This is a genomic window from Streptosporangium sp. H13245 (assembly GCF_055690525.1).
The window spans coordinates 181,273-205,314 of sequence record NZ_JBSZKT010000005.1; the positions used below are offsets into that span (position 1 = coordinate 181,273).

Here is a 24,042-nt window from a genome sequence, read left to right on the forward strand (position 1 = left end):
GGCGCCGACCGCCGCCTCGGGGCACTCCCCCGGGGCGGCGCTCCCCGCCGCCCCGCGCTCCCGCCGCATCGCCGACCTCGTCCGGATCCTCGTCCATTCCGGGGCATGATCCCAGCCCCCAGGAAGTGCGCGTCGACGGGCTGACTCACCCGTTCATGTAACGCTTTGTCGGTCTCCTTCCAAGCAGTGGTGTATTCGGGAGGACGACGAAGGGAACATGGCCGGTGCGCCTCAAACAGACGGGGTTGGCGGAGATCTCCACCGACCCCGAGGCTTTCGAAGCCTTCTACCGGCGCCACGTCGAAGCGGTCACGCGATTTCTGGCCCGGCGAGTGGACGACCCCCACACGGTGGCCGACCTGGTCGCCGAGGTCTTCGTCGCGGTGCTCGACTCGGCGCACACCTACCGCTCCGGCCTGGGCAGTGAGATCGGCTGGCTGTACGGCGTGGCACGCAACACCCTGTCCGCCGAGCGGCGGCGGGCGGCACGTGAGATGCGTCTCGCCAGCAGGATCAGTGGACGCCGTCTCCTCGACGCGGACGACCTGACGCGTATGGAGGAGCGGCTGGACGCGGAGAGCACGGCCCGGCGGGCCTTCGAGGCCATGGCCGGACTGCCCGAGAGCGAGCGCGCCGTCCTGGAACTGGTCGTCGTCGACCAGCTCTCCGTGGCGGAGGCGGCTACGGCACTCGGCATCCGGCAGGGGACCGCCAGGGTCCGGCTGCACCGCGCCCGCCAGTCACTGCGCCACGTTCCCGGCGTCATCCCTCCCGCTGTCATGGAAGGACTCCGATGAACTTCGAGGAGAGACTGCTCATGGAGCTCAAGACAGAGATCGGCGAAAGGGCCGCGCGGGGGCCGGTCCGTTCGAGGCCGCGCCGCCGCCTGCTGGCGGGGGCGGCGGCGGTCGCGGGCATCGCCGCCGCGGCGCTGGTGGCCGTACCGCTGATGACGGGGTCGGAGAACCCCGCGTACGCGCTGACGCGGGGCGACGACGGGTCGATCACGCTGAAGATCAAGGAGTTCCGCGACCCCGGCCAGGTCGAACAGGATCTGGCCGACCTGGGGGTGGAGGCCGACATCTCCTACCTCAAGCCCGGCACGTGGTGCGCCCCGGAGCGGTTCACGGGCGTGGGGGAGTCGACCTTCACTCCGGAGGAGTTGAAGAGCAAGGACCCCGCCGTCATGGCACGGATAAGGAAAGCGCTTGAGAACTCGCCCGCGGAGAGGGTGTACGACAGGATTCCCGGCGGGGTGAAGATCTACCCGAAGGAGATCAAGCCGGAGCAGCGCGTGGTCATGGAGTTCGCCGAGAACGCGGACCAGACCTCGGGGCCGGAGAAGCCGAGAGTGCTCTGGCAGTACTCCTTCCGGCTCGCCGAGGGCCCCGTCAAACCGTGCACGGTCGTCAAGGACCCGTCCTGGGACGCCCCCCTCGACCCGGTGAAGAACCCCGAGGCGTTCCCGCCCGCGGGTAGCTGACCTTTCCGCTCCCCGGGACCTCCGGAGAAGGCGCCCGCCGTGGCGGGCGCCTTCGAGCGCCGAGTGGCTCCGGTGGCCGGTCACGCCGTACGCCGAAGCCGTACGCCACACCGGTCAGGCCGGTCAGCGGTCTTCGGGCCGTTGGTCGGAGGGGAGCGGCGGGGGTACCTGGGGCAGGGCGGGCATCGCCCTGACCGCCAGGCCGGTGAGCGCCAGGCCGCACAGCAGCACCGCGACCAGCTGGCCGAGGTTCACGGCCGCGATGACGCGGGTGGCGGGGTCGGCGGCGTCGAGGGTCAGGTGGGAAACGTGGGCGAGCAGCACCGGCACGGACAGGATGGCCAGCGCCAGCGGCAGGGCGGGGCCGCGCCCGCCCCCCGGAGCCCACGGACGCGTCCCGAACAGGAACGCGCTCGCGACCAGGAACGCCAGGCAGGCCAGCCCCGAAGTGCTCAGCCAGGGCTGGAACCATGACCAGACCCGCCAGTCGACGATCCGCGCCATCCCCAGCGAGCCCAGCGCGCTCATGATCGCGTACAGCGTGACACCGGCGGCGACGGGCAGCAGGGCCTTCCACCAGGGGCGGTGTGCCCGTGGCGCGTCACGGTGGAATCCGGCCGCCAGGGCGAGCACGGGGACCACGAACAGGAGGCTGTACACGAGATCCTCACTCCTGAACGGGATCCCGCCCTGGAGGCCGGGGCTGTAGAACAGCGCGAGGGCGAGCAGTGCCAGGATCTTCGCGATGCGCGGGTGGCCTCGGAGGAGCGAGACGAAGACCGAGATCCACAGCAGGTAGCCGAGCACCTGCACGATGCTCCACAGCCGCTGTGCCGACCCGGTGCCGCCGAGGGTGGCCTGGTAGTCGGCGGTTCCGTAGAGCCTCAGGAGGTCCAGGAGCCAGGCGCAGCTCACCGCCGCGTGGAAGAACAATCCCAGCACGGCCACCAGGCGGACCGCCTCGCCCCAGGCGAGGAAGCGCGGCGCCGCGCCGACACCCCCCAGACGCACCCGCACCGACAGGGCGGCCACGCTGGCGACCTCCGACCAGCGCGGCCGGGGGTTGTCGGCGTCGGAGAGGCCGCCCGCCCCCTCCATGAACGCGCAGACCATCTCCTCCTCCCGCTCGGCGCGGTAGGAGGCGGGCAGCAGGCGCAGCACGTATCGGTAGCGGTCTTCCAGAAGGCTCACGCCAGACCTCCCGCGTGCCGGACGCTCAGCCGCTCGCGGGCGGTCCTGACGTTCTCGGCCAGCCGGGCGGCCTCCGCCTCCAGGGCTCGCGCCCCGGACTCGGTGAGCCGGTAGTAGCGGCGCAGCCGCCCCTGCTGAGCCTCCTCGCGGTCCAGCACCACCAGCTCGTCGGCGGCCAGCCGGTCCAGCACGCCGTACAGCGTGCCGATCTTCAGCTGCACCCGCCCCTCGGACAGCTTCTCGACCTCCTGCACGATCCCGTAGCCGTGCCGTGGAGCGTCGACCAGCGCGGTGAGGACGAGAAACGCGGGTTCCGTCATCGTTCGTTGGCTCATGGGCACAATATATCGTGGAAGCCAGGATATTGGGCGAGCCAGACCGAAGGACATCTCGCCGTGCCCGCGATGTGGCGACCATTCCGTCAGCAACCCAGCGACCATCCCGTCAGCAAAGTAGCGACCAACCTGTCAGCAACCTAGCGACCAACCTGTCACCAGACCTCCCGCTGTGGCATGCTTACCCCATGGTCAGCGGCTCACAGACTCCTCTCGGCAGGGTCATTCCACGACGTGCGGAAAGACTCGTCGAGGAGGCCCTGACCGACACCCGCGTCACTCTCGTGACGGGGGCACGCCAGTGCGGTAAGAGCACCCTGGTCCGGCTCCTCGCCAAGGGACGCGCCGGAGAGTGGCGCAACCTCGACACCCCCGCCGCCCGCCAGGCCGCGTTCGCCGATCCCGCCGGATTCGTGGACTTTCCCGAGCTCATGGTCATCGACGAGATCCAGCGAGCCCCCGAGCTGCTGCTCGCCATCAAGGAACAGGTGGACACCGATCCGAGGCCGGGCCGATACCTGCTGACCGGATCGGCGCGCGTGCTCGGGCTCCGGGGGCTTCCCGACGCGTTGCCCGGCCGGATGGAGACCATCGAGCTGTGGCCCTTCTCGCAGGGCGAGATCGACGGTACGGCCGACGGGTTCGTGGACGCCGTCTTCGCCGAGCCTGAAAACCTGCACCACACCTCCGAGGTCGGTCGCGCCGAGTACGCGGAACGCCTGGTCCGGGGCGGATTCCCCGAGGCGGTCTCGCGGCCCAACGTCCACAGACGGGAGCGGTTCCTCGACTCGTACGTCGCGGATCTCATCGCGCGTGACGTGAGCCAGCTCGCGGAGATCGAGCGGACCTCGGAGATGCGGGCCCTGGTCCGGCTGCTGGCCGCCCGGTCGGGCCAGTTGCTGGTGCCCGGATCCCTGAGCAACGGGATCGGGCTCTCCGCGAGCACGATCCATCGCTACCTTGGCCTGCTGGAAGAGGTTTTCCTGATCAAGCGAATCCCCTCCTGGTCACGCAACCTCGGCAGCCGTGCGATCGGGACGTCCAAGATGGCCTTCGTCGACTCCGGGATCGCGGCGAACCTCCTGGGGGCCGACTCCAGGAGCCTGGTGCGTCCCGAAGGTGCCTTCGGCCCGCTCCTGGAGGGCTTCGTCCTCATGGAGCTGGCTCGCCAGCTCACCTGGTCCGACGAACGCGTGGAGCTGTTCCACTACCGGACCAAGGACAAGGTCGAGGTCGACGCCGTCCTGGAGAGTCGCCAGGGGCGCGTGGTCGGCATAGAGGTGAAGGCGTCGTCGACGGTGCGACCGGACGACTTCAGGGGACTGCGACACCTCGCGGCCCGCCTCGGCGATGACTTCGCGGTGGGAATCGTCCTCTATACGGGGGCGCAGACACTCCCGTTCGGCGACCGCATGCGTGCCATGCCGGTGAGCGCCCTCTGGGAGGTCGCCGCTCCGCGTAGGTAGCCGTTCGGCGATCGCTCAGGCCTCGGGGGAGACCGAGTTGCTCTGGCCCGCTTGGATCGGTCCGTTATGCGGGATTTAGTCCGTTCTAATGTTGTCGTGATCTTCAGGGTGATAGAGATTGACGGGTTCTCTGACGCCACTGAACGAAACGGGATGAATTCCTCTATGCCGTATCTGTCGCGGATGATCACTCGTAGGGGCCTGTTCAAGACCGCCACCGGCGCCGCCGCGGCGACGGCCCTGGGCGGCTTCGCCGACGTCCGGGGCGCCGCCGCGGAAACCGTGGCGGACCGGTTCGACCTGGCCGCACCCGCGACGGAGCTGATCTGGAAGAAGGCCCTCCACGACGAGACGGTGCTGCAGTCGTTCGGCTTCGACAACACCAACGGACACATCTACGTGGTCCAGGTGAAGAACGGCTCGGGGTCGGCGGCGGCGGGCAACCTCTGCCTGACCAAACTCAGCCTGACCGGAACGGTGCTCGGGCACATGTACCTGATGGGCTTCGGGCACGGCGTCCAGATCGGAGTGGAGCCGTCGGGGACCTCGGCCTACCTGTGGACCGAGACCAACGCCGTGAGCGACGGTACCAACGCCTGGGGCAACAGGCTGGCCCGGTTCAAGTTCGTCAACGGCCAGACCCTGACCGCGTCCTCCTCCGCTCTCACCAAGTACGCGCCGATCGCGGGCGCGACCAGCACCACGTGTGCGATCGACCCCTCCACCAAGCGGCTGATCATGCGCTACTGGGTCGACGGAAAGGCGCGCTACGCGGCGTACTCCCTGTCGGCGCTCAAAAGCGGAACGGCCACCCCGCTGTTCGACATCGCACAGCCGTCGGGGCTGGGCGTCTTCCAGGGCTACACCGCTTACGGGAACTACCTGTACCTCCTGGACGGCACCGCCTACAGCACCTCCAACCCTGCTCCGGGCAACGCCTACATCACCTGCGTCGATCTGCGTACGGGCGGTAAGGTCCAGCGGTCGCTCACCCAGGCCGGAAAGTCCCTGGACTTCCGGGAGCCGGAGGGCATGGCGATCCAGATCGCGGGCGGTGCGCCCCGCCTGTGCCTGGGACTCGCCTCGGGCGTCGCGGGAGCGAGGAAGGCCAGCGTCTTCTACAAGACCGCCCTCGTCTGACAGCCGAGAGCGCCCCGGTTTCCGGTCACCCCGGCCAGTCCGGTACAGGGTGCGCCTGGTCATGGGTTATGGCGTCGAGGTCAACGGCACGCGTCGCCAGGGCTGGTTCTCCAGTCGCGTCTCCTCTTCCAGGTTGCGGGCGAGTTCCTCCACGGTCGCTCCGCAGCGGACGTCGCACAGGCCGACGACGTACTCATGACGCTGGCCCGTGACGCCCGTCGGCGGGGATGGTGGCAGGCGTACAGCGGAGCCATCCCGCAATGGTTCGAGGTCTACGTCGGTTTAGAGGAGGAGGCCTCCAAGATCTGCAGTTGGGAAAATGAGCAGATCGACGGGCGACTGCAGACGGAAAATTACATGGGGGCGCTCTTCCAGTCCGAACTGATCGTTCCATCCGATGAGGAGATTGACCGCCGGGTTGCGGTTCGCCTCAAGCGCCAAGAGAAACTCTTGGCAGCCGATGCGCCGGAACTGTGGGTCGTGATCGGTGAGGGAGCATTGCGAAGGATGGTGGGAGGAGCTGAGACCATGCGTGAACAGCTCGACAAGCTCACTCAGGCATCGCGGCTTAACAACATCACGCTCCAGGTGCTTCCTTTCAGCGCCGGGGCTCACCTGGCCATGCACGGTGCCTACCACCTGCTGGGCTTCGCCGGTGATCCAAGCGTCGTGTACGTTGAGTACCGGCGAGGCTCCCTCTATCTGGAGCAGGCGCCAGACGTCGACACCTACGTCAGTCTTTTTGACCACCTCCGCGCCCGAGCGCTCAGCCCAGATGATTCACGGGCCTTGCTCGCGCGAGTGGTGGACGAAATCTCTTAGCATGAAGTAGGAGGTACACCCGAGATGGACCTCTCGTCGGCTCGATGGGTGAAATCTTCCGCCAGCGGCGACGGCGGAGCCAGCTGTGTCGAGGTGGCGGTAATCCCAGGTGATACGGCCCTGGCCAGCCACAAGACAGGCGTGACCGAGTTGTTCGTTGTCCGCGACTCCAAAGACCCATCCGCCACCTCTCCGAACACGGCCTGGAGTTCACCACCCCCGTGACATTCCTGGTGGGAGAGAAGGGCTCCGGGAAGTCCACCGTCATGGAAGCGATCGCCGACGTCTGCGGCATCAACTCCGAAGGCGGCAAGGCAGGCACCCGATACGCCAGCACAGGCCCCGCCACACCCCTCGGGGACGTCATGGACGCCGACCTCACCACCACCGGCCTTCGTCTTCTTCGCGGCCCCCGTACCAAGCGCCGGGCGTTCTTCCTCCGCGCCGAAACTCTCTTCAACCTCGGACAGAACGTCTCCGGCCTGCCCGGGTTCTGGGAGGAAGATCTCACCGAGCAATCCCACGGGGAAGGGTTCTTCATCGTCCTGGAACGCATGGTGACCGGGCCGGGGCTTTACCTCATGGACGAACCCGAGGCGGCCCTCTCGTTCCACTCATGCGTGCGCCTGGTCGGCCTCATGGCCCGCGTCGCGGACGAGGGCGGGCAGATCATTTGCTCCACCCACTCGCCGATCCTCACCAGCCTCCCCGGTGCGCAGATCATCGAACTCGGCGACCACGGCATCCGCACCACCAAGTGGGAAAACCTCCAACTGGTCGATCACTGGCGACGCTTCCTCGCCAAGCCGGACTTCTACCTGCGGTACGCCCTGGACACAGCCACCGACGCTGACTGACCAAAGGGGCCGTTCCCGCGCTCACACCGGTTATGTGCGGGGCGATGTCGGCCAGTGGCTCGTCGGTTTCCAAGCGCTCGCGAGAGGACTCCGGGGGCCTTCGCGGTGGGTTCTGTTTCGCCGGTCGTGTGTCCGTGTGGCGGTGTTGTCGTCCGCGTCGATGACGGGGCGCGGATCCTATCGGGTCGGATGCCTGTTTGGAGGAAATAGTGCTGTTTTCTCCGGTTTTGGCCTTTGAATATGTGGTGATCCGCTAGCGTCGCCCGTTACGAGGGAAGATCGACTAGAGACTGGAGCATTGTGCGAAGAAGAACCTCTTGGTTCGCCGTCCTCCTGGCGATGGTGACGGTTTCACCGATCGGGGTCGCCAACGCGGACACCGAGGTAGTGAGGGCGCAGGCCATCGCCTGGGCGCCCTGTGAAGAGGAGCCTGCCGCCGAGTGCGGCACGCTGAGCGTGCCCATCGACTGGTCGAAGCCGAACGGGGCGAAGGTCGACATCGCCGTCGCGCGGCGGAAGGCCACGGATCCGGCCGCGCGGGTCGGTTCGCTGGTGATCAATCCCGGTGGTCCGGGCGGGTCGGGGGTGGAGGCCGTGTACGGCGCTCCCGGCTCCTACACCGAGGAACTGCAGCGACGGTTCGACATCGTCGGGTTCGACCCCCGGGGCGTGGGGCGCAGCAACCCGGTGATCTGCTCGGCGTCGGTGTACAACCGGATGCCGCACACCGTCATGAAGAGCCAGGCCGACTTCGACGCCTGGAACGCGTTCACCAAGAAGCTGCACGCCGACTGCCGCGCGCGTACCGGCCCGCTGTACGACCACGTCGACTCCGCAGATGTCGCACGTGACCTGGACGCGCTGCGCGCCGCCCTGGGTGAGGAGAAGCTCACCTACTACGGGATCTCGTACGGCACGCTGATCGGCCAGATGTACGCCGAGCTGTTCCCCGGCCGGGTCCGGGCCCTCGGGCTCGACAGCAACATGGACCACAGTCTCGGCGTCGCGGGCTTCCTGGCCACCGAGGCGATCGCCATCGAGGACGCGTTCGACGAGTTCGTCGGCTGGTGCGAGCAGGACACCAGCTGCGTCCTGAACGGGCGTGACATCCGTGGGATCTGGAAGGACCTGCGGGAGAAGGCGCGGCGCGGGGAACTGAAGTACCCGAGCACGGGCCAGACGATGACCGAGTTGCAGGTCGTCTACAACGCCGCGCTGGGCACGGAGGGGCCGGCCTGGCAGATCCTGGGCGAGGTGATCAACTGGTTGAACGGCGGGCCGCAGCCGGAGTGGGTGCCCCCGCTGTCCGGACGGCAGCCCGTGGAGGGGGACGTCGCGCATCTGCCGACCGCGGTTCTCTGCCAGGACTACAACCTCCAGGTGCGTAACTACTCGGAGTACGCCGCGCTCATGCGTGTCTCCGGCGCGCTCGCACCCGACACGGGGTACCACCCGTACCCGGTCGACGACCTGCCGATCTGCATGAACTACCCGACCACCAACGCGCCGCACGCACTGCGATACACGGGCGACGCCCCGCTGCTGCTCGGGAACTCCCTGCACGATCCGGCCACTCCGTGGATCTGGTCCGCCAACGCGGCCCGTCAGCTCGGGTCCAAGGCGGTGTTGCTCACATACGAGGGCTGGGGACACCGCATTTACGGCAAGGACAAGTGTCAGACGGACATCTTCGACGAGTACCTGATCTCGCTGAAGGTGCCGCCGCACGGTACGCGCTGTGCCGTGGGCACGCCCGAGGAGAGTGTGCTCAAGCAGCAGGCGCCGTCGCGGACGTGGCCGACCGGCCAGAACCACTGGGCGTTCTAGGTCCGGAGGCGGGCCTCAACCCGGGCGGCTCGTCCGGGTGAGACCGGGTAAGAGCTGTACGGCTGTCGAGTGAGTGGGTGTCGTCGAACCACGCGAGTCCGGTGGTTCGGCGACACCCACGCCTGTGTTACGGGCCTCGTCAGGGGTTCAGGCGGCGCAGGCGCGTGTACAGGACGATGCTCGCGGCGGACCAGAAGAGGGTGGCCGCGGCGATGGGGAGGAGGACGGTGTCGAGCAGTCCGGCGTTGGCGGCGCGCATCCAGGGCATGATCGGCACCAGGAGGCGGCCCGCGGGGGTGAGGCTGATCAGCAGCAGGGCGAGGTAGCCGCCGAAGAGGGCGAGCATCGAGACGGCGGGGGAGGCCAGGATCGGGCGGCTGGTCAGGGCGCCCAGGGCCGTTCCCACGCTCACGCCGAGCACGTGCAGCGCGATGCCGAGCGCCAGGTCGGCGGGGGTGGGCATGGCGGCGAAGCCGATGACCAGCGGCATCCCGACCGCGATCGCCGCCATACCGAGGCAGACGGTGAGCGCGGCGAGCAGTCCGGCCCCGATCTCGCGGCCGGGCCGTCCGGCGGCCGTCATGGAGATCAGCCGCTGCGTCGGGGGCTCGGTGTCGAGCAGCCCCCGGGCGGCCCAGGCGAAGATGAGGATCAGCAGCCCGGCCGAGTCGGCGTACGCGGACAGCTCCCTGCCGGGTGGGGTCAGCGTGGAGTAGAAGATGATCAGCATCGCGAAGAGCCCGATCATCGGCTGGAGCAGCCGGTGCGACCGGGCGTAGGCGGAGAGCTTGAAGCGTACGAGGTGGATCATGATGACCGCCTGGTGAGGTAGCCGTCGGCGCGGAGCTTCTGCTCCACCTCGTCGGCGTCGTCCGCGTCCACGAGCACCTCGATGACCACCTGCGGGGAGGGGCGAGGGAGCGGCGAGGGCTCCTTCGAGGCGTCCCGGGGGATCCGGGGGAGTGCCTCGGGGCTGGGGAGGGCTGAGGGGGCGCGGGTGCCGGTGGTGACGTCGCCGTCCGCGACGAGCCAGTGGTCGGCGCCGGGGAAGTCCTGGAGTTGTTTCTGGTGGTCGCTGACCACGACCGTGCCGCCGCGTGCGGCGATCTCTTCGATGATCACGGGGAGTTCGGCGCGGGTCTGCTCGTCGAGCCCGGCGAAGGGTTCGTCGAGGATGAGCAGGTCCGGCGGGGCCAGCAGTGACTGGATGAGCCCCACCTTCTGCGCGCTGCCCTTGGACAGGTCGCCGAGCGGCTGTTCCAGCAGGTGGGTCGCGTTCAGCCGTTCCGCCAGGTCTTTGGCGGCGGAGGCGGTGGAGACGCCCCGGATCCTGGCCATGTGGGCGAGGTAGGCGGCGACCGTGAACGGCTGGTCCACCGGAAACACGTCCGGGGCGTAGCCGACGACGCCGGGCCGGTCGGAGATCGAGCCCCGGGACGGGGGGACGAAGCCCGCGAGCAACCGCAGCAGCGTTGACTTTCCCGCGCCGTTGCGGCCGGTGACCTCGATGACGGAACCGGGATGGAGCGTGAGCTCGACATCCCGCAGGACCCAGGGGCCGCGCCGCGAGTATCGGAAGGACACCGTGGAGAGCCGCATAAGCCGCAACCCTACCGTGATCATCCGCATTACGGTCGTTCGTTACCCGAGTTGTCCGTTGTCCGTTGCCTGTCGCCACTGGTCGCGGTCGTTCGGTGCCGCGACTCGTCGCGGGTACCCAGGTTGCCGCTCCCGTCCTCCCGGAATGCCTCCGGTGAAGACAGGAACGGCAACGGAGACCCCGCGTGAAGCGAGGTCTCCGTTGGTGTCGGGTTTATATATCGTTCAGTTTTTTAGCTTCGCGTCCGCCGGGTCAGGTGCCGTAGACGTCGAAGTCCCACAGGGAGTAGCCGTAGGCGGGCAGTGAGCGCTGGGTGCCGTAGACGCGGATGTAGCGTCCGCTGCCGCTGACGGTGAGGTCGTCCACACCGCCGTCCGAAGTGGTCGTGGAGTAGACGTTGGTCCAGGTGGTGTTGTTGGTGGAGGTCTGGACCTGGTAGGCCCTGCCGTAGGCGGCCTCCCAGTTCAGGCGGACGCGGTTGATGGTGCGGGTGGCGCCCAGATCGACCGTGATCCACTGGGGGTCGCTGTAGAGGCTGCTCCAGCGGGTGGCGGGGTCGCCGTCCACGGCCAGGGCCCCGACCCGACCGTTGCCCTCCTCGACGCTGCTGGTCGTGACCGGCTTGCCGACGGAGAGCAGCGAGGGGTTCGAGGTGGCGGGGGTGCCGTAGACGTTGAGGTCCCACAGCGAGTAGCCGAAGGTGAGGGCGCGCTGGGTGCCGTAGACGCGGACGTAACGGCCGGTGCCGCTGACGGTGAGGTCGTCCACACCGCCGTCCGCGGTGGTTGTGGAGTAGATGTTGGTCCAGGTGGTGTTGTTGGTGGAGGTCTGGACCTGGTAGGCCCTGCCGTAGGACGCCTCCCAGTTCAGCCGGACCCGGTTGAGGTTGTAGTTCGCCCCCAGGTCCACGGTGATCCACTGCGGGTCGGTGTAGAGGCTGCCCCAGCGGGTGGCCGAGTTGCCGTCCACCGCGTTCGCCCCGACGAGCACGTTGCCCTCCTCGACGCTGGAGGTCGTGACCGGCTTGCCCCGCGCGATGTCGCCGCCCGGGTCGGGGTTGCCGGGCGGGGTGCTGGCCCCGGCACCGGTGAAGGTGTAGCTGTCCAGGTCGAACAGGGCGCCGGTGCCGCTCCCGGTGAAGACGAGATACAGGTCGTGGGTGTTGTCGTCGGGCTTGGTGACCGGGGCGGTCACCTCGGCGTAGTTGTCCCAGCCGCCGGTCCCGCCGACCGTGACGCGGGCGACCTCGGGGCCGGTGGGCGAGTCGAAGCGGAACGACAGGACGCCGCCCGCGTTGGCCGAGGAGACACGTGCCTTCACCCCGGTGATGCCCTTGAGGCTGACGGCGTGGTGCTTGACCCACTCGCCGTTCTGGATGTCACCGAGCCGCTTGGCGCCTTCCGCCGCCGCCTGGTCGACGACCTTGGGGCCGTTGAGCTGCGCGTAGTGCTCGGCCTGCCACTGCTTGGGCCAGAGCGTGATCTCCTTCTCGCCGGTGAGCGGGACGGAGCCGGTCGCGCCTCGGTCGGTGTAGCTGCTGCGGATCACGAAGAACTGCACGGCGTCGAGCCCGGCGTGGATCGGGCCGGTGTTCACGGTGAAGCCGCAGCCGGTGCCCTGGCCCTCCTCGTGGGCGTGCTCCTGGTGGCCGAGCGCGGCACGGATGACGACGTTGGCGCAGGGAGGCGTACCGTCCTGCGCGTCGGTCGCGGACGCGGTCGAGATCAGGTCGTCACCCCAGCTGTACATGCCTCCCGCGGGCAGGCCGTTCAGCGTCACGGTGGGCCGGTTGTTGCCCACCACGATGGGGATCACCACGGTCCCGGTGCGGTTGCTCGCGTCCCTGACGGTGAGCCGGGCCCGCTTGTCGCCGTTGGTCGTGTAGGTGTACGAGGGGTTGGCGGCGGTGGAGTCGACGGTGCCGTTGTCGTCGAAGTCCCAGGCGTAGGTGAGCGCGTCACCGTCGGGGTCGGAGGTCCCGGCGCTGGAGAAGGTGACCGCCAGCGGGGCGAGCCCGTTGTCCCGGTTGACCGTGGCCTGGGCGATCGGCGACCGGCCGCCCTGCACGTGGTTGATCTTGTAGAGCCCGGCGTCGGCGGCACCGGAGAAGTAGCCGCTGCCGTACTCCAGCAGGTAGAGCGAGCCGTCGGGGCCGAACTCCATGTCGATGGGGTGCACGAGGTTCATCCCCGCGAGCACCGGCTCGATGATGGTCGGCGTCCCGGTGGTCGGGTTGCCGTTGTTGAACTGGACCTCCTTGATCCAGTTACGGCAGTACTCGGAGATCAGCAGCTTGTTGTCGTAGTAGGCGGGCCACTTCACGTCCGAGACGAGGTTCGGGTCGTAGTGGTAGACCTCGGAGTGGTTGGGAGAGCCGCAGCCGCCGGGGTTGTCCAGGGCGGGCCACTCCCTGCTGCCGCCGTGCTGCTCCCAGACCAGCGACGGCTTGGTCGGGGGGAGCTGCTGGAGGCCGGTGTTGCGCGGCGAGTTGTTGACCGGTCCCGTCGTGCCGCCGCAGGGGAACCAGCCCCGGGGGGCGTTCGCCGCGAAGTCCCAGTCGTTGTAGGCGACGTTGGGACCACCGCAGTAGGGCCAGCCGTAGTTGCCGGGGCCGGTGGCGCGGTTGAACTCGTCGTAGGCGGCGGGGCCTCGGTTGGCGAGGGTCGCGTTCGCGTCGGGGCCCACCTCACCCCAGTGCAGGGTGTTGTTCGACTTCTTGTCGACCCAGATCCGGTACGGGTTGCGGGTGCCCATGATGTAGATCTCGGGCCTGGTCTGCGCGGTGCCCGGCGCGAAGAGGTTGCCCGCGGGGATGGTGTAGGTGCCGTTGTTCTCCGGGTGGATCCGGTTGATCTTGCCGCGCAGGTCGTTGGTGTTGCCGGAGGTGCGCTGCGCGTCGTACTGCGGGTTGCGGCTGGTGCGCTCGTCGATCGGGGCCATGCCCGCCGAGTCGCCGCCGGAGTTGGTGTTGTCGCCGACGGCGAAGTACAGGTTGTTGTTGGTGTCCCAGCTCATCGAACCGGCCGAGTGGCAGCACAGCTCACGCTCGGTGGGCCACTCGATGATCATGTCCTCGCTGGCCGGGTCGAGGACGTTGGTGGTGGCGTTGAAGGTGAACCGGGAGATCCGGTTCACCAGCGGCGTCACCTTGGGCGAGTAGAAGAGGTACACCCAGCGGTTGGTGGCGAACTGCGGGTGCAGGGTGATGCCGATGAGCCCGTCCTCGAAGCGCGCGTCCAGCTGGACGGTGAGCGCGACGGTCGTGGCCTTGGTCGTGGGGTTGTACAGGCGGACCTGGCCGCCGCCGGAGGTGGTGCCCCGGTTGATGTAGAGGACCTTGCCGTCGGGCAGGACGGAGAGCTCGATGGGCTCACCCATCGAGAGCCCGCCGTCCAGCTTGACCTTCTCGAAGGCGCTGGTCGGCGGGGGAGCGAAGGCGGCGGCGGCGCCCGACGTGGAGGTGGAGGTGGTCGACGCCGCCGCGGTGGTGCCGGTGGCTCCCGCCGCGGCGGTGGCGAGAGCGAGGACGAGAACGCCTAAGGCCGTACGAAGGCGCGTGAAACCTAACACGAAGGTCTCCTGGGGGGTGAAAAGGCAGATGCGTGCGGGGAGGGTGCGTCAGGTGCCGTAGATGTCGAGGTCCCACAGCGAGTAGCCGTAGGCGGGGAGCGAGCGCTGGGTGCCGTAGACGCGGACGTAACGCCCGGTCCCGGTGACGGTGAGGTCGTCCACACCACCGTCGCTCGTGGTGGTGGAGTAGACGTTGGTCCAGGTGGTGTTGTTCGTGGAGGTCTGGACCTGGTACGCCTTGCCGTAGGCGGCCTCCCAGTTCAGGCGGACGCGGTTGATGGTGCGGGTGGCGCCCAGGTCAACGGTGATCCACTGCGGGTCGGCGTAGGCGCTGCCCCAGCGGGTGGCGGGGTTGCCGTCCACGGCGTTCGCCCCGACGTGCGCGCTGCCGGTCTCCACGCTGCTGGTCGTGACCGGCTTGCCGGTGGACAGCAGGGTGGTGGGGTTCGAGGTGGCCGGGGTGCCGTAGACGTTGAGGTCCCACAGCGAGTAGCCGTAGGCGGGGAGTGAGCGCTGGGTGCCGTAGACGCGCACGTAGCGGCCGGTCCCGGTGAGGGTCAGATCATCCACACCACCGTCTGAAGTCGTGGTGGAGTAGACGTTGGTCCAGGTGGTGTTGTTCGTGGAGGTCTGGACCTGGTACGCCTTGCCGTAGGCGGCCTCCCAGTTCAGCCGGACCCGGTTGAGGTTGTAGTTCGCCCCCAGGTCGACGCTGATCCACTGCGGGTCGGCGTAGGCGCTGCCCCAGCGGGTGCCGGGGTTGCCGTCCACCGCGTTCGCCCCGACGTGCGCGCTGCCGGTCTCCACGCTGCTCACCGTGACCGGCTTGCCCTGTGCGAGGTCGCTGGTCGGGGGGTTGGTCGGGCCGTCCTGCTTGATGCGGATGTTGCGGTAGTTGATGTCGAGCCCGGCACCGTCGTTCTGGACGCCGATGTAGCCGTTGGCGATGTTCCGGGTGCTCGTGTAGTCATTGATCTTGGTGCCGTTGAGGTAGATCTCGACGCGCTGCCCGTGTACCGCGATCTCGTAGGTGTTCCACGAGCCGGGCGGGTTGAGCGCGGCGGCGCGGGCGGCGGTGTCGGGCGCCTTGAAGCTGTAGACGCTGCCTGTGGTCCGGGTGGGGTCGGCGTCGGTGGCGTCGATCTGGATCTCGTGTCCCAGGTCGACCGGCTGCCACGGGTCGTTGCCCGGGTCGGGGAAGCCGATGAAGACGCCGCCGTTGTCGTCGCCCGGCATCATCCAGTCGAGCTTGAGCGAGTAGTTGGAGAAGGTCGAGACGGGGTACCAGAGCAGGCCCATGCCGCCGACGGAGGACAGCGTGCCGTTGGCGAGGGTGAAGCTGCCGGCACCGGCCTGCCGCCACTGGTTCAGGCTGGCCTGCGTACCGTCGAACAGCGGCGTGTAGCCGGTCTCGGGACGGCAGTCGGCGGCCTTCGCCTTCGCGGCGACCTGGATGCCGCCGAGCAGCATCTTGGTGAAGTTGGGGTCGGCGTAGGACTCGTCGGTGTGACCGAGGCCGGTGTACCAGGCCCGGCCACCCTGGTAGTCCTGGCACCAGGTGATCGGGTGGTCGGCGCCCATGCCGCCGCCGCTGTAGGACGACTCGTCCAGGTTGGCCAGCACCTTGGCGGCGCTACGCGGGTTGGTGCGGTAGTTGTACCACTCGTCGGTGCGGGTCCAGGTGGGCGCCAGGTGCGAGGTGGACGGGTTCGACCTGTCCTCGACGCGGATCGTCGCCTGCTGGGTGGCCGGGTGGGAGGCGAAGTACGCCCCGACCAGGCCGCCGTACCAGGGCCAGTCGTACTCGGTGTCGGACGCGGCGTGGACGCCGACGTACCCGCCGCCGCCCGCGATGTACGACTGGAACGCGGTCTGCTGCGCGGCGTTGAGCACGTCGCCGGTGGTCGACAGCCAGATGACCGCCTGGTACTGGGCGAGGTTGGCGGCGGTGAAGGCCCCGGCGTCCTCCGTGGCGACGGTGGTGAAGCCGTTGGCCGCGCCGAGCTGCTGGATGGCGGTGATCCCGAAGGGGATGGAGGAGTGCCGGAAACCGGCTGTCTTGGAGAAGATGAGGACCTTGGTCAGGGGGGCCGCCGAGGCGGTACCGGGTATCAGCGCGATAGCTCCGGTGATCATGACGGCCAGCGCGAGGAGAACCCGCGAGATCCGGCGCATACGCCTACTCCTAGGGGGTAGAGGAGCGCGCCGCCGCACCTGGTGACAACCTTTCGGCGGAGATGTCAGGACATTCGCCGCCGTACGACAAAAGATTCGCATGGACCGGCGAAAGCGTCAATGCGTCGGGCGCGTTACGCGCGAATCACTCGCGGCCCGTCCGTAATGATCTTGATACATCGGATGTATTTATCTGCGACGGGCTGTAATTTCCGGCCGAAATGGACTAAATATGGCCTGGTCAGCGACTTACTATGATCAGCGGCCAAATTTTTCCTGTCCAAAGGGCATATTTCCTATCTTGACGTCCGCAGACGTCCGATGTTAACTACGGCTGACAGATCCGATCTACCGAGTGTGAAGCAGGCCCGGCCTGTGACCACAGGTGTCCCGGTGACGGATCTGCACCTACGGGGAAGTTAGGGAGCCGCCGCCGGTCGCCGATTGCCGGCGGCGGCTCCCTAACTCCCCGGCGTACTCCCCCCGCATCACGTCACCCACCGGCCGCCCCGTCCCGCCGAAGCGACCCGCTCTCCCCCCAAGCGGAGGCGCCGGCCACGCAGGTGGGTGAGTCGCGCGCTTGGTCAGGACGGGGCGGCGTGGCCGTCGTCCCCGGTGGCGATTAAGGAAGATCATGTCGAGAAAACCAGTACGCCTCTTATTCATGTGGTTCCTCGTGACATGCCTGGCCTCGGTCGGCTTGGCCGTGCCGGCGTGGGCGGCGCCGGGTGACACGGCCTTCGACCAGGCGACCGGGGCCCTGAAGGTCGACTACGGGTCGTACCTCTCGAAGCACGACATCGTCTACAACCGCCCCAACACCAACCCGATCCAGGGTCTGACCGTCGGCAACGGCCGCACCGGGGCGATGGCCTGGAACCAGAACGGCCTCACGATGCAGGTGTCGGGGGTGGACCTGTCGCAGCAGTCGACCTACGCGGCGGGCCTGGCGAACCTCAGCACCACCCCGGCGATGGACACCGGGTACACGAACTTCCAGCAGAGACTGTCGTTGTACGACGGGACGCTGACCACCAAGTACGACTCCAACCGGACCGTGACCGTGATGGGGTCGCCGAACTCCGAGGTCATGGGCATCCACGTCGAGGACACCCGGGGCGGCGTGTCCAACGTGGCCTTCGACCTCAGCATGTGGGACCCGGCCACCGTCCAGAACATCGCGGACGTGCCCGACCTGAACACCTGGCGGACGATCTCCACCTTCTCCGACGCCAACGTGGCCGGTTTCAGCCGGGGCCAGACCGACGCCAACGGCTTCGGCTACACCATGGCCGCCACCGTCGAGGGCGCGAACTTCACCACCCAGGTCGTGAACGGCAGGAACGTGCGGCTGAACATCACGCCCACCTCCAGCTACACCATCTGGTTCACCGCCGCGAGCCGCGTCAACGCCCCCAACCGCGACTCGGTCGCGCAGGCGCGCAGCCAGCTGGCCTCGGTCAAGAGCACCGGCTACACCAACACGTTCAACAACTACCGCAACTGGTGGCACGCGTTCTGGGCCAAGTCGTTCGTCCAGTACTCCAACTCCAACCGTGACGCGGACTACCTGGAGAACGTCTACTACCTCAGCACGTACATGATCGCCGCGGGCAGCTACGGCAACTACCCGCTGCACTTCATCAACGGTGTCTTCCGCGCCACGCAGGACAACTCCAAGTGGAGCAACGCCTACTGGTACTGGAACCAGCGAGACGTCTACAACTCGTTCTTCGCCTCCAACCACACCGAACTGATGAACAACTTCAACCGGCTCTACAGCCGTAACTACAACGGGCTGAAGTCGTACACACAGACGCGGTACGGGATCGACGCGCTGTGGGTGCCCGAGACCATGGGCTGGGACGGCAACGCGCGCGGCACGATCAACAGCGACTACACCAAGAACATCCTGACGACCGGCTACCAGGCCGCGTACAACATGTACCTGCAGTACCGCTACACCAACGACGCGAACTACCTGCGCGACGTGGCGTACCCGTACATGCGGGAGACCGCGAAGCTCTACAAGGGCCTGCTGTCCTTCGACGGGCCGACCGGCAAGTACTACATGGCCAACTCCAACTCGCACGAGACATACTGGAACGTCCGCAACGCGATCACCGACCTGGCCGCGGTGCGCAGCATCTTCCCGCTGACGATCCAGGTCAGCCAGCAGCTCGGCCTCGACGCCGGACTGCGCGCCGACTGGCAGAACATCGTGAACAACCTCACGCCCTACGTCGTCGCCAACGGCGCCTACCAGCCGCACCAGCCGCCGATCTCGCAGACGAGGAACAACGAGAACGTCGCCTCCGAGCTGATCTGGCCGTACAACATCACCGGCATCGGCTACCCCGACTACCAGACCGCGGTGAACACCTGGAACCAGCGGCCGTTCCCCTACGGCAACGTGTGGTCCAACGACGCGGTCCAGGCGGCCCGGCTCGGCCTCGGTGACCAGGCGTACCAGGGCATGAAGACGATGCTGCAGCGGTACCAGAACTACCCCAACGGCATGACCACCAACACCAACGGCGTCTTCGAGTACCTCGGCGTGCACCTGTCGGCGCTGAACGAGTCGCTCATGCAGAGCTACAACGACAAGATCCGGGTGTTCCCCGCGGTGCCGGGCGACTCCTCCTTCGTCGGCAAGTTCACCCTCCTGGCCAAGGACGGCTTCCTGGTCAGCTCCGAGCGCGAGGCCGGGGAGATCAAGTACGTCGGGCTCAGGAGCCAGCACGGCAAGCAGGCCACGGTGGTCAACCCCTGGGGCACCCAGCAGATCCGGGTGCGCCGCGCCTCCGACAACGCCATCCTGACCACCGTCTCCACCGGCGAGGTCTCCTTCGCCACCGCCGCCAACACCGTGTACGTCGTGGAGCGGACCGCCAAGCCGCTGAGCGGCTACGCCTCGACGACGCTGACCGGCTCCGCCAACCAGGGCGTCAAGGCCCTGAGCGGCACCGCCTCCACCCTGGGCCTCCCGGGCGGCACCAGCAACGGGACGATCAGCCTGCGCTCCAAGGCCAACGGCCTGTACGTCACCGCCTCGGCCAGCTCGCCGCTGATCGCGAACGGGACGTCCGTCGGGACGGCGCAGCAGTTCGACAGGGTCAACCAGAGCGGCGGCACCATCGCGCTGCGGGCGAGGGTCAACAACAAGTTCGTGGCCGCGGAGGGCGCCGGTGCCCAGCCGCTCATCGCCAACCGCGACTCGGTGGGCCCCTGGGAGACCTTCCAGCTCATCACCAACCCGGACGGCTCGGTCAGCCTCAGGGCCCAGGTCAACGGCAAGCTCGTGTGCGCCGACGCCGGTGGCGCCAACCCGCTGATCGCCAACCGCGACGCGATCGGCCCCTGGGAGAGCTTCGACCTGATAAATAACTAAATAAGCGGATTTTCCGGAAGCCGGGCCCGAACTCTTCGGGCCCGGTTTCCGGCGTTCCCGCTGGTCACGCCTCTGTCAGGCGCGTTTCCCGCCTGTCACGCCCGCGTTTCGCCGTCCTCGCGGGACTGCCCGGTCCGGCCGGTTTCAGGGATTCCCGGCGGGGTCCACGCCCGTCCCCGACACTCGCTTTTCCCCGGCGATCCCCTCCAGAATGGATACAACGGATAAAGGGCCGATCGGGGAGAGGCGAAAGGACGCGGGTTTGAACCGCTTTCCACGGGTTCTCGGGGTTCGCATGGGATACGACACGGACCAGGTGGACCTGCTGGTCCGCCGGATCGAGGGCACCCTCGGCAGGGGCACCCCCGAGGGGGAGCCGGTCACCGCGGACGAGATCCGCGGCGCCCGTTTCCGTACCAGGCGCGGCGGCTACCACGAGATCGCCGTCGACTTCGCGCTCGAGGCCTTCATCGTGGCGATCGAGACCAGGCCCGCCGGGACGGGCGGGCACCCGGTCGTCCCCGCCCGCCGCCCCGCCCCCGAGGACCCGGGGAGGGGAGAGCCGGAGGACCACGCCGCCCGGGTCGAGCGGGTCGCCTTCAGGCCGGGACGCCTCGGCATGGGCTACAACGAGGACGAGGTGGACGCCTTCCTCGACCGGATCGTGGCCACCCTGCGTGGCACCACCGACACGCCCCTCACCCCCGCAGACGTGCGCGAGGCCAGGTTCACCACGGTGATGCTGCGGCCGGGGTACGCGATCGGCGAGGTCGACGAGTTCCTCGCCGACCTCGCGGACGTGCTGGAAAAGCACCTCTGAGGGCGTCCATCACAGAGCGGTGGAACATCAGCGGGTGCCCCAGGAGTAGGTTTGCTTGTGCAACTTGAGATAGACGAAGGTCTCGGTGGCCCGGACGGTCGGGATGGCCCGGATCTTGCCGAGGATCTCCAGGAGATGCTGGTCGCTCTCGCAGACGACCTCGACCATGATGTCGAGCGACCCCGCGGTCAGCACGACGTAGTCGATCTCCCTGATCGCCGACAGCTCGTCGGCCACCGTCTCCAGGTCACCCTCGCACTTGATGCCGATCATGGCCTGACGGGGGAAACCCAGGGTCAGCGGGTCGGTCACCGCGACGATCTGCATGACCCCGGCGTCGAGCAGGCGCTGGACCCGCTGGCGGACGGCCGCCTCGGAGAGGCCCACGGCCTTGCCGATGGCGGCGTACGGCTTGCGCCCGTCCGTCTGCAGTTGCTCGATGATCTGCTTGGAGATCTCGTCGAGGACGACGGGGCCGGGTTTGGCGTCGTTCTCCCGGCGAACCTTGGGCGGCGTCGTCATGGGCGCTCCCTGGCGTCATGTTGCGGGGCTGTTGCCGTCATGTTGCGGCTCGGATGCGACATGCTGTCAGTTCCGAGGCTTCTGTCAAGCGATTTCGTAGCAATTTGGTATCTTAACAACGAAATCCCTTGTCGCAGGGCTCTCGCTCTGTAAGAGTCGCGACAACTCAGCCCCGATCCAAAGGAGGCCGACGGTGACCACCCCGGTTGAGACCAGCGAACTTCCCCGCCTGCGCAACTACGTCGGCGGCGAACTCGTGGAGACCAAAAGCGACCGGTTCTCCGACGTCATCGATCCGTGCACCGGCGAGATCTACCTTAGGGCCCCGATCTCGGGCCCGGAGGACGTCGACGCGGCCTACGCGGCCGCCGCCGCCGCGTTCGAGGCGTGGAGCCAGGCCACCCCGGGCGAGCGCGCCAACCTCCTCCTCAAGGTGGCCGACGCGATCGACGCGCGGGCCGAGGAGCTGAACGAGGTGGAGTGCCGCAACACCGGCAAGCCGCGCGCCCGGATGGCCGAGGACGAGACCCCGATCGCCGCCGACCACTTCCGCTTCTTCGCAGGGGCCGCGCGCACGCTGGAGGGACCGACGTCCGGCGAGTTCCTCGCCGACCACACCTCCGTCATCAGGCACGAGCCGATCGGCGTGGTGGGCCAGGTCACCCCCTGGAACTACCCGATGATGATGGCGGTCTGGAAGATCGCCCCGGCGCTCGCCGCCGGGAACACCGTCGTGCTCAAGCCCTCGGACACCACCCCCGCCTCCACGGTCAAGCTGGCCGAGATCCTCGGCGAGGTCCTGCCCAAGGGCGTCTTCAACGTCGTGGTCGGCGACCGGGAGACCGGCGCGCTGGTCGTCGGCCACCCGACCGCGTCCATGGTCGCGATCACCGGCTCGGTGGGCGCGGGAATGGCCGTGGCCAGGAGCGCCGCCGAGGACCTCAAGCGGGTCCACCTGGAGCTGGGCGGCAAGGCGCCCGTCGTCGTGTTCGACGACGTCAGGGACCTCAAGGCCGCCGCGGAGTCCATCGCCACCGCGGGCCTGTACAACGCCGGGCAGGACTGCACCGCGGCCTGCCGCGTGCTGGTCCACGAGGACGTCCACGACGAGTTCGTGGCCGCGCTCACCGAGGCGGCGGCGAGCACCGTGACCGGCGGCCTCTCCGACGAGGACGCCCTGTACGGCCCGCTCAACAACGCCGACCAGCTGGCCCGCGTCACCGGTTTCCTCGACCGTGTCCCCGGCCACGCCAAGGTCCTGACCGGCGGCAACCGGATCGGCGACCGGGGCTACTTCTTCGCCCCCACCGTCGTCGACGGCCTCAGGCAGGACGACGAGATGGTGCAGAACGAGGTGTTCGGGCCGGTCATCACCGTCCAGACCTTCTCCGACGAGGCCGACGCCGTCGCCAAGGCCAACGGCGTCAGGTACGGCCTCTCCGGCTCGGTGTGGACCTCCGACCACGGCCGGGCGATGCGGGTGTCGAACCGCCTCGACTTCGGCGTGGTATGGGTCAACACCCACATCCCGTTCGTCTCGGAGATGCCGCACGGAGGCTTCAAGCACTCCGGCTACGGTAAAGATCTGTCCGTTTTCGGCCTGCACGACTACCTGCGCGTCAAGCACGTCATGCACTACATCGGCGAATAGCCGCGAACAGAGGGATAAGCCTGGCATGACCGAAATCCAGGCGGGCACGGAGACGGCCGAAGCCGTCTCCCACTCGCCCCACGTGCCCGCAATCGAACTCGACGGGGTCGTCAAGGAGTACGTCTCCCACGGCGAGGTCGTCCAGGCGGTCAAGGGTGTCACCCTGTCGATCGCCGAGGGGGAGTTCTTCTCGCTCCTCGGCCCCTCGGGCTGTGGCAAGACCACCACCATGCGCATGATCGCCGGGTTCGAGGACCCCTCGCGCGGCACCGTGCGGCTGCACGGCCAGGACGTCACCGACGTCCCCCCCAACCGGCGCGACGTCAACATGGTCTTCCAGTCGTACGCCCTCTTCCCGCACATGAACGTCTGGGACAACGTGGCCTTCGGGCTGCGGCGCAAGAAGGTCGCCGACGCCGAGATCAGGCGCCGGGTCGGGGAGATCCTGGAGATCGTCGACCTCACCGGGCGCGAGAAGCGCCGCCCCCGGGAGATGTCCGGAGGCCAGCAGCAGCGGGTCGCCCTCGCCCGCGCCCTGGTCAACAAACCCCGCGCGCTCCTGCTGGACGAGCCCCTCGGCGCCCTCGACCTCAAGCTCCGCCAGGCCATGCAGATCGAGCTCAAGCGCATCCAGCGCGAGGTCGGCATCACCTTCGTGTACGTCACGCACGACCAGAGCGAGGCGCTCACGATGAGTGACCGCATCGCCGTCATGAACGACGGCGCGGTCGAGCAGCTCGGCAGCCCCAGGGAGATCTACGAGCGGCCCGCCACCGCTTTCGTAGCGGGGTTCATCGGCACGTCCAACCTGCTCAGCGGCACCGTCGACCGGCTCCGGTCCGGTTTCGCGGTGCTTAAGCTGGGTGACGACGACCACGTCCTCGCCGAGGGCGGATCGTTCGGCGCCGGGGAACCGATCGCGATCACGGTGCGCCCGGAGAAGATCAGGATCACCACGGAGGAGCCCACCGGAGACCTCAGCGTCGTGCGAGGCACCGTCTCGGAGGTGGTCTATCTGGGGCTCTACACCAGCTACACGGTCTGCCTGGCCCACGGCGCGGAGGTGACCGTCTTCCAGCAGAACGCGCTCGACAGCGCGAGTACGGCGGAACGTGGAGACGCCGTCTGGCTGTCGTGGCTGCCGCACCACTCGTACGCGATCGGAAGTTGAGCTCGATATGGACCCCCGCCA

19 protein-coding genes are annotated in these 24,042 nt (G+C 68.0%); 12 read left to right on the plus strand and 7 right to left on the minus strand.

What is annotated here, in order from left to right; translation table 11 throughout:
• Window positions 1–224 precede the first annotated feature (224 nt).
• Together ACW9TB_RS12435 and ACW9TB_RS12440 are read left to right on the plus strand one after the other, a co-directional pair.
• Entirely contained in the window at window positions 225–797 is a 573-nt protein-coding gene (locus tag ACW9TB_RS12435; RefSeq protein ID WP_472748122.1) for an RNA polymerase sigma factor, read from the plus strand.
• Window positions 794–1,483, plus strand: coding sequence for a hypothetical protein (locus ACW9TB_RS12440; RefSeq protein WP_472748123.1), 690 nt, complete (start codon window positions 794–796; stop codon window positions 1,481–1,483). The genes ACW9TB_RS12435 and ACW9TB_RS12440 overlap by 4 nt, the downstream gene beginning before the upstream one ends.
• 123 nt (window positions 1,484–1,606) lie before the next feature.
• Here ACW9TB_RS12440 and ACW9TB_RS12445 read toward each other — a convergent pair whose 3' ends face one another.
• Both ACW9TB_RS12445 and ACW9TB_RS12450 read right to left on the minus strand, forming a co-directional pair.
• Window positions 1,607–2,674, minus strand: a complete 1,068-nt coding sequence (locus ACW9TB_RS12445; protein WP_472748124.1) for a hypothetical protein — start codon at window positions 2,672–2,674, stop codon at window positions 1,607–1,609.
• Window positions 2,671–3,009, minus strand: a complete 339-nt coding sequence (locus ACW9TB_RS12450) for a PadR family transcriptional regulator (protein ID WP_472748125.1) — start codon at window positions 3,007–3,009, stop codon at window positions 2,671–2,673. The genes ACW9TB_RS12445 and ACW9TB_RS12450 overlap by 4 nt, the downstream gene beginning before the upstream one ends.
• 188 nt (window positions 3,010–3,197) lie before the next feature.
• Here ACW9TB_RS12450 and ACW9TB_RS12455 point away from each other — a divergent pair, with 188 nt between their 5' ends.
• The 6 genes from ACW9TB_RS12455 to ACW9TB_RS12480 all read left to right on the plus strand — a co-directional run bounded on the left by ACW9TB_RS12455 (window position 3,198) and on the right by ACW9TB_RS12480 (window position 9,121).
• Window positions 3,198–4,475, plus strand: coding sequence for an ATP-binding protein (locus ACW9TB_RS12455; RefSeq protein ID WP_472748126.1), 1,278 nt, complete (start codon window positions 3,198–3,200; stop codon window positions 4,473–4,475).
• Window positions 4,476–4,658: 183 nt separating this feature from the next.
• A complete protein-coding gene (locus ACW9TB_RS12460; protein ID WP_472748127.1) occupies window positions 4,659–5,615 on the plus strand; it encodes a phage baseplate protein in 957 nt (318 codons plus the stop codon).
• Between the two features lie 195 nt (window positions 5,616–5,810).
• Window positions 5,811–6,437: a DUF5753 domain-containing protein gene (locus tag ACW9TB_RS12465; RefSeq protein WP_472748128.1), complete on the plus strand. Its 627-nt coding sequence runs from the start codon at window positions 5,811–5,813 to the stop codon at window positions 6,435–6,437.
• A gap of 24 nt (window positions 6,438–6,461) precedes the next feature.
• Window positions 6,462–6,662, plus strand: coding sequence for a DUF397 domain-containing protein (locus ACW9TB_RS12470; protein ID WP_472748129.1), 201 nt, complete (start codon window positions 6,462–6,464; stop codon window positions 6,660–6,662).
• Entirely contained in the window at window positions 6,641–7,294 is a 654-nt protein-coding gene (locus ACW9TB_RS12475; RefSeq protein ID WP_472748240.1) for an AAA family ATPase, read from the plus strand. The genes ACW9TB_RS12470 and ACW9TB_RS12475 overlap by 22 nt, the downstream gene beginning before the upstream one ends.
• Before the next feature lie 339 nt (window positions 7,295–7,633).
• A complete protein-coding gene (locus ACW9TB_RS12480; RefSeq protein WP_472748130.1) occupies window positions 7,634–9,121 on the plus strand; it encodes an alpha/beta fold hydrolase in 1,488 nt (495 codons plus the stop codon).
• Window positions 9,122–9,260: 139 nt separating this feature from the next.
• Here the strand turns inward: ACW9TB_RS12480 and ACW9TB_RS12485 are convergent, their stop codons facing one another.
• The 4 genes from ACW9TB_RS12485 to ACW9TB_RS12500 all read right to left on the minus strand — a co-directional run bounded on the left by ACW9TB_RS12485 (window position 9,261) and on the right by ACW9TB_RS12500 (window position 16,466).
• On the minus strand, window positions 9,261–9,932 hold the full coding sequence (locus ACW9TB_RS12485) for a hypothetical protein (protein WP_472748131.1): 672 nt from the start codon (window positions 9,930–9,932) through the stop codon (window positions 9,261–9,263).
• A complete protein-coding gene (locus ACW9TB_RS12490) occupies window positions 9,929–10,720 on the minus strand; it encodes an ATP-binding cassette domain-containing protein (protein WP_472748132.1) in 792 nt (263 codons plus the stop codon). The genes ACW9TB_RS12485 and ACW9TB_RS12490 overlap by 4 nt, the downstream gene beginning before the upstream one ends.
• Window positions 10,721–10,973: 253 nt before the next feature.
• On the minus strand, window positions 10,974–14,291 hold the full coding sequence (locus tag ACW9TB_RS12495; RefSeq protein ID WP_472748133.1) for a discoidin domain-containing protein: 3,318 nt from the start codon (window positions 14,289–14,291) through the stop codon (window positions 10,974–10,976).
• A gap of 48 nt (window positions 14,292–14,339) precedes the next feature.
• Window positions 14,340–16,466: a ThuA domain-containing protein gene (locus ACW9TB_RS12500; RefSeq protein WP_472748134.1), complete on the minus strand. Its 2,127-nt coding sequence runs from the start codon at window positions 16,464–16,466 to the stop codon at window positions 14,340–14,342.
• A 664-nt stretch (window positions 16,467–17,130) separates the two neighbouring features.
• Here ACW9TB_RS12500 and ACW9TB_RS12505 point away from each other — a divergent pair.
• Complete coding sequence (locus ACW9TB_RS12505; protein ID WP_472748135.1) at window positions 17,131–19,857, plus strand: fascin domain-containing protein; 2,727 nt, start codon at window positions 17,131–17,133, stop codon at window positions 19,855–19,857.
• 295 nt (window positions 19,858–20,152) lie between these two features.
• Window positions 20,153–20,677, plus strand: coding sequence for a DivIVA domain-containing protein (locus ACW9TB_RS12510; protein ID WP_472748136.1), 525 nt, complete (start codon window positions 20,153–20,155; stop codon window positions 20,675–20,677).
• Between the two features lie 27 nt (window positions 20,678–20,704).
• On the opposite strand, the gene ACW9TB_RS12515 is transcribed toward ACW9TB_RS12510, so the two are convergent.
• Window positions 20,705–21,199 (minus strand): Lrp/AsnC family transcriptional regulator, encoded by a 495-nt coding sequence (locus ACW9TB_RS12515; protein ID WP_472748137.1) that lies wholly within the window; start codon window positions 21,197–21,199, stop codon window positions 20,705–20,707.
• 193 nt (window positions 21,200–21,392) lie between these two features.
• Here ACW9TB_RS12515 and ACW9TB_RS12520 point away from each other — a divergent pair, with 193 nt between their 5' ends.
• Both ACW9TB_RS12520 and ACW9TB_RS12525 read left to right on the plus strand, forming a co-directional pair.
• Window positions 21,393–22,850, plus strand: a complete 1,458-nt coding sequence (locus ACW9TB_RS12520; protein WP_472748138.1) for a gamma-aminobutyraldehyde dehydrogenase — start codon at window positions 21,393–21,395, stop codon at window positions 22,848–22,850.
• Between the two features lie 25 nt (window positions 22,851–22,875).
• Window positions 22,876–24,021 carry an ABC transporter ATP-binding protein gene (locus ACW9TB_RS12525; protein WP_472748139.1) on the plus strand — a complete coding sequence of 382 codons (1,146 nt, stop codon included), beginning with the start codon at window positions 22,876–22,878 and terminating at the stop codon, window positions 24,019–24,021.
• Window positions 24,022–24,042 lie beyond the last annotated feature (21 nt).

Coding starts and splice junctions, on each gene's coding strand:
- ACW9TB_RS12510 (WP_472748136.1), top strand. CDS start 20,153: ATGGGATACGACACGGACCAGGTGGACCTGCTGGTCCGCCGGATCGAG.
- ACW9TB_RS12490 (WP_472748132.1), bottom strand. CDS start 10,720: ATGCGGCTCTCCACGGTGTCCTTCCGATACTCGCGGCGCGGCCCCTGG.
- ACW9TB_RS12480 (WP_472748130.1), top strand. CDS start 7,634: ATGGTGACGGTTTCACCGATCGGGGTCGCCAACGCGGACACCGAGGTA.
- ACW9TB_RS12525 (WP_472748139.1), top strand. CDS start 22,876: ATGACCGAAATCCAGGCGGGCACGGAGACGGCCGAAGCCGTCTCCCAC.
- ACW9TB_RS12515 (WP_472748137.1), bottom strand. CDS start 21,199: ATGACGACGCCGCCCAAGGTTCGCCGGGAGAACGACGCCAAACCCGGC.
- ACW9TB_RS12470 (WP_472748129.1), top strand. CDS start 6,462: ATGGACCTCTCGTCGGCTCGATGGGTGAAATCTTCCGCCAGCGGCGAC.
- ACW9TB_RS12505 (WP_472748135.1), top strand. CDS start 17,131: ATGTGGTTCCTCGTGACATGCCTGGCCTCGGTCGGCTTGGCCGTGCCG.
- ACW9TB_RS12500 (WP_472748134.1), bottom strand. CDS start 16,466: ATGCGCCGGATCTCGCGGGTTCTCCTCGCGCTGGCCGTCATGATCACC.
- ACW9TB_RS12485 (WP_472748131.1), bottom strand. CDS start 9,932: ATGATCCACCTCGTACGCTTCAAGCTCTCCGCCTACGCCCGGTCGCAC.
- ACW9TB_RS12465 (WP_472748128.1), top strand. CDS start 5,811: ATGACGCTGGCCCGTGACGCCCGTCGGCGGGGATGGTGGCAGGCGTAC.
- ACW9TB_RS12455 (WP_472748126.1), top strand. CDS start 3,198: ATGGTCAGCGGCTCACAGACTCCTCTCGGCAGGGTCATTCCACGACGT.
- ACW9TB_RS12450 (WP_472748125.1), bottom strand. CDS start 3,009: ATGAGCCAACGAACGATGACGGAACCCGCGTTTCTCGTCCTCACCGCG.
- ACW9TB_RS12460 (WP_472748127.1), top strand. CDS start 4,659: ATGATCACTCGTAGGGGCCTGTTCAAGACCGCCACCGGCGCCGCCGCG.
- ACW9TB_RS12440 (WP_472748123.1), top strand. CDS start 794: ATGAACTTCGAGGAGAGACTGCTCATGGAGCTCAAGACAGAGATCGGC.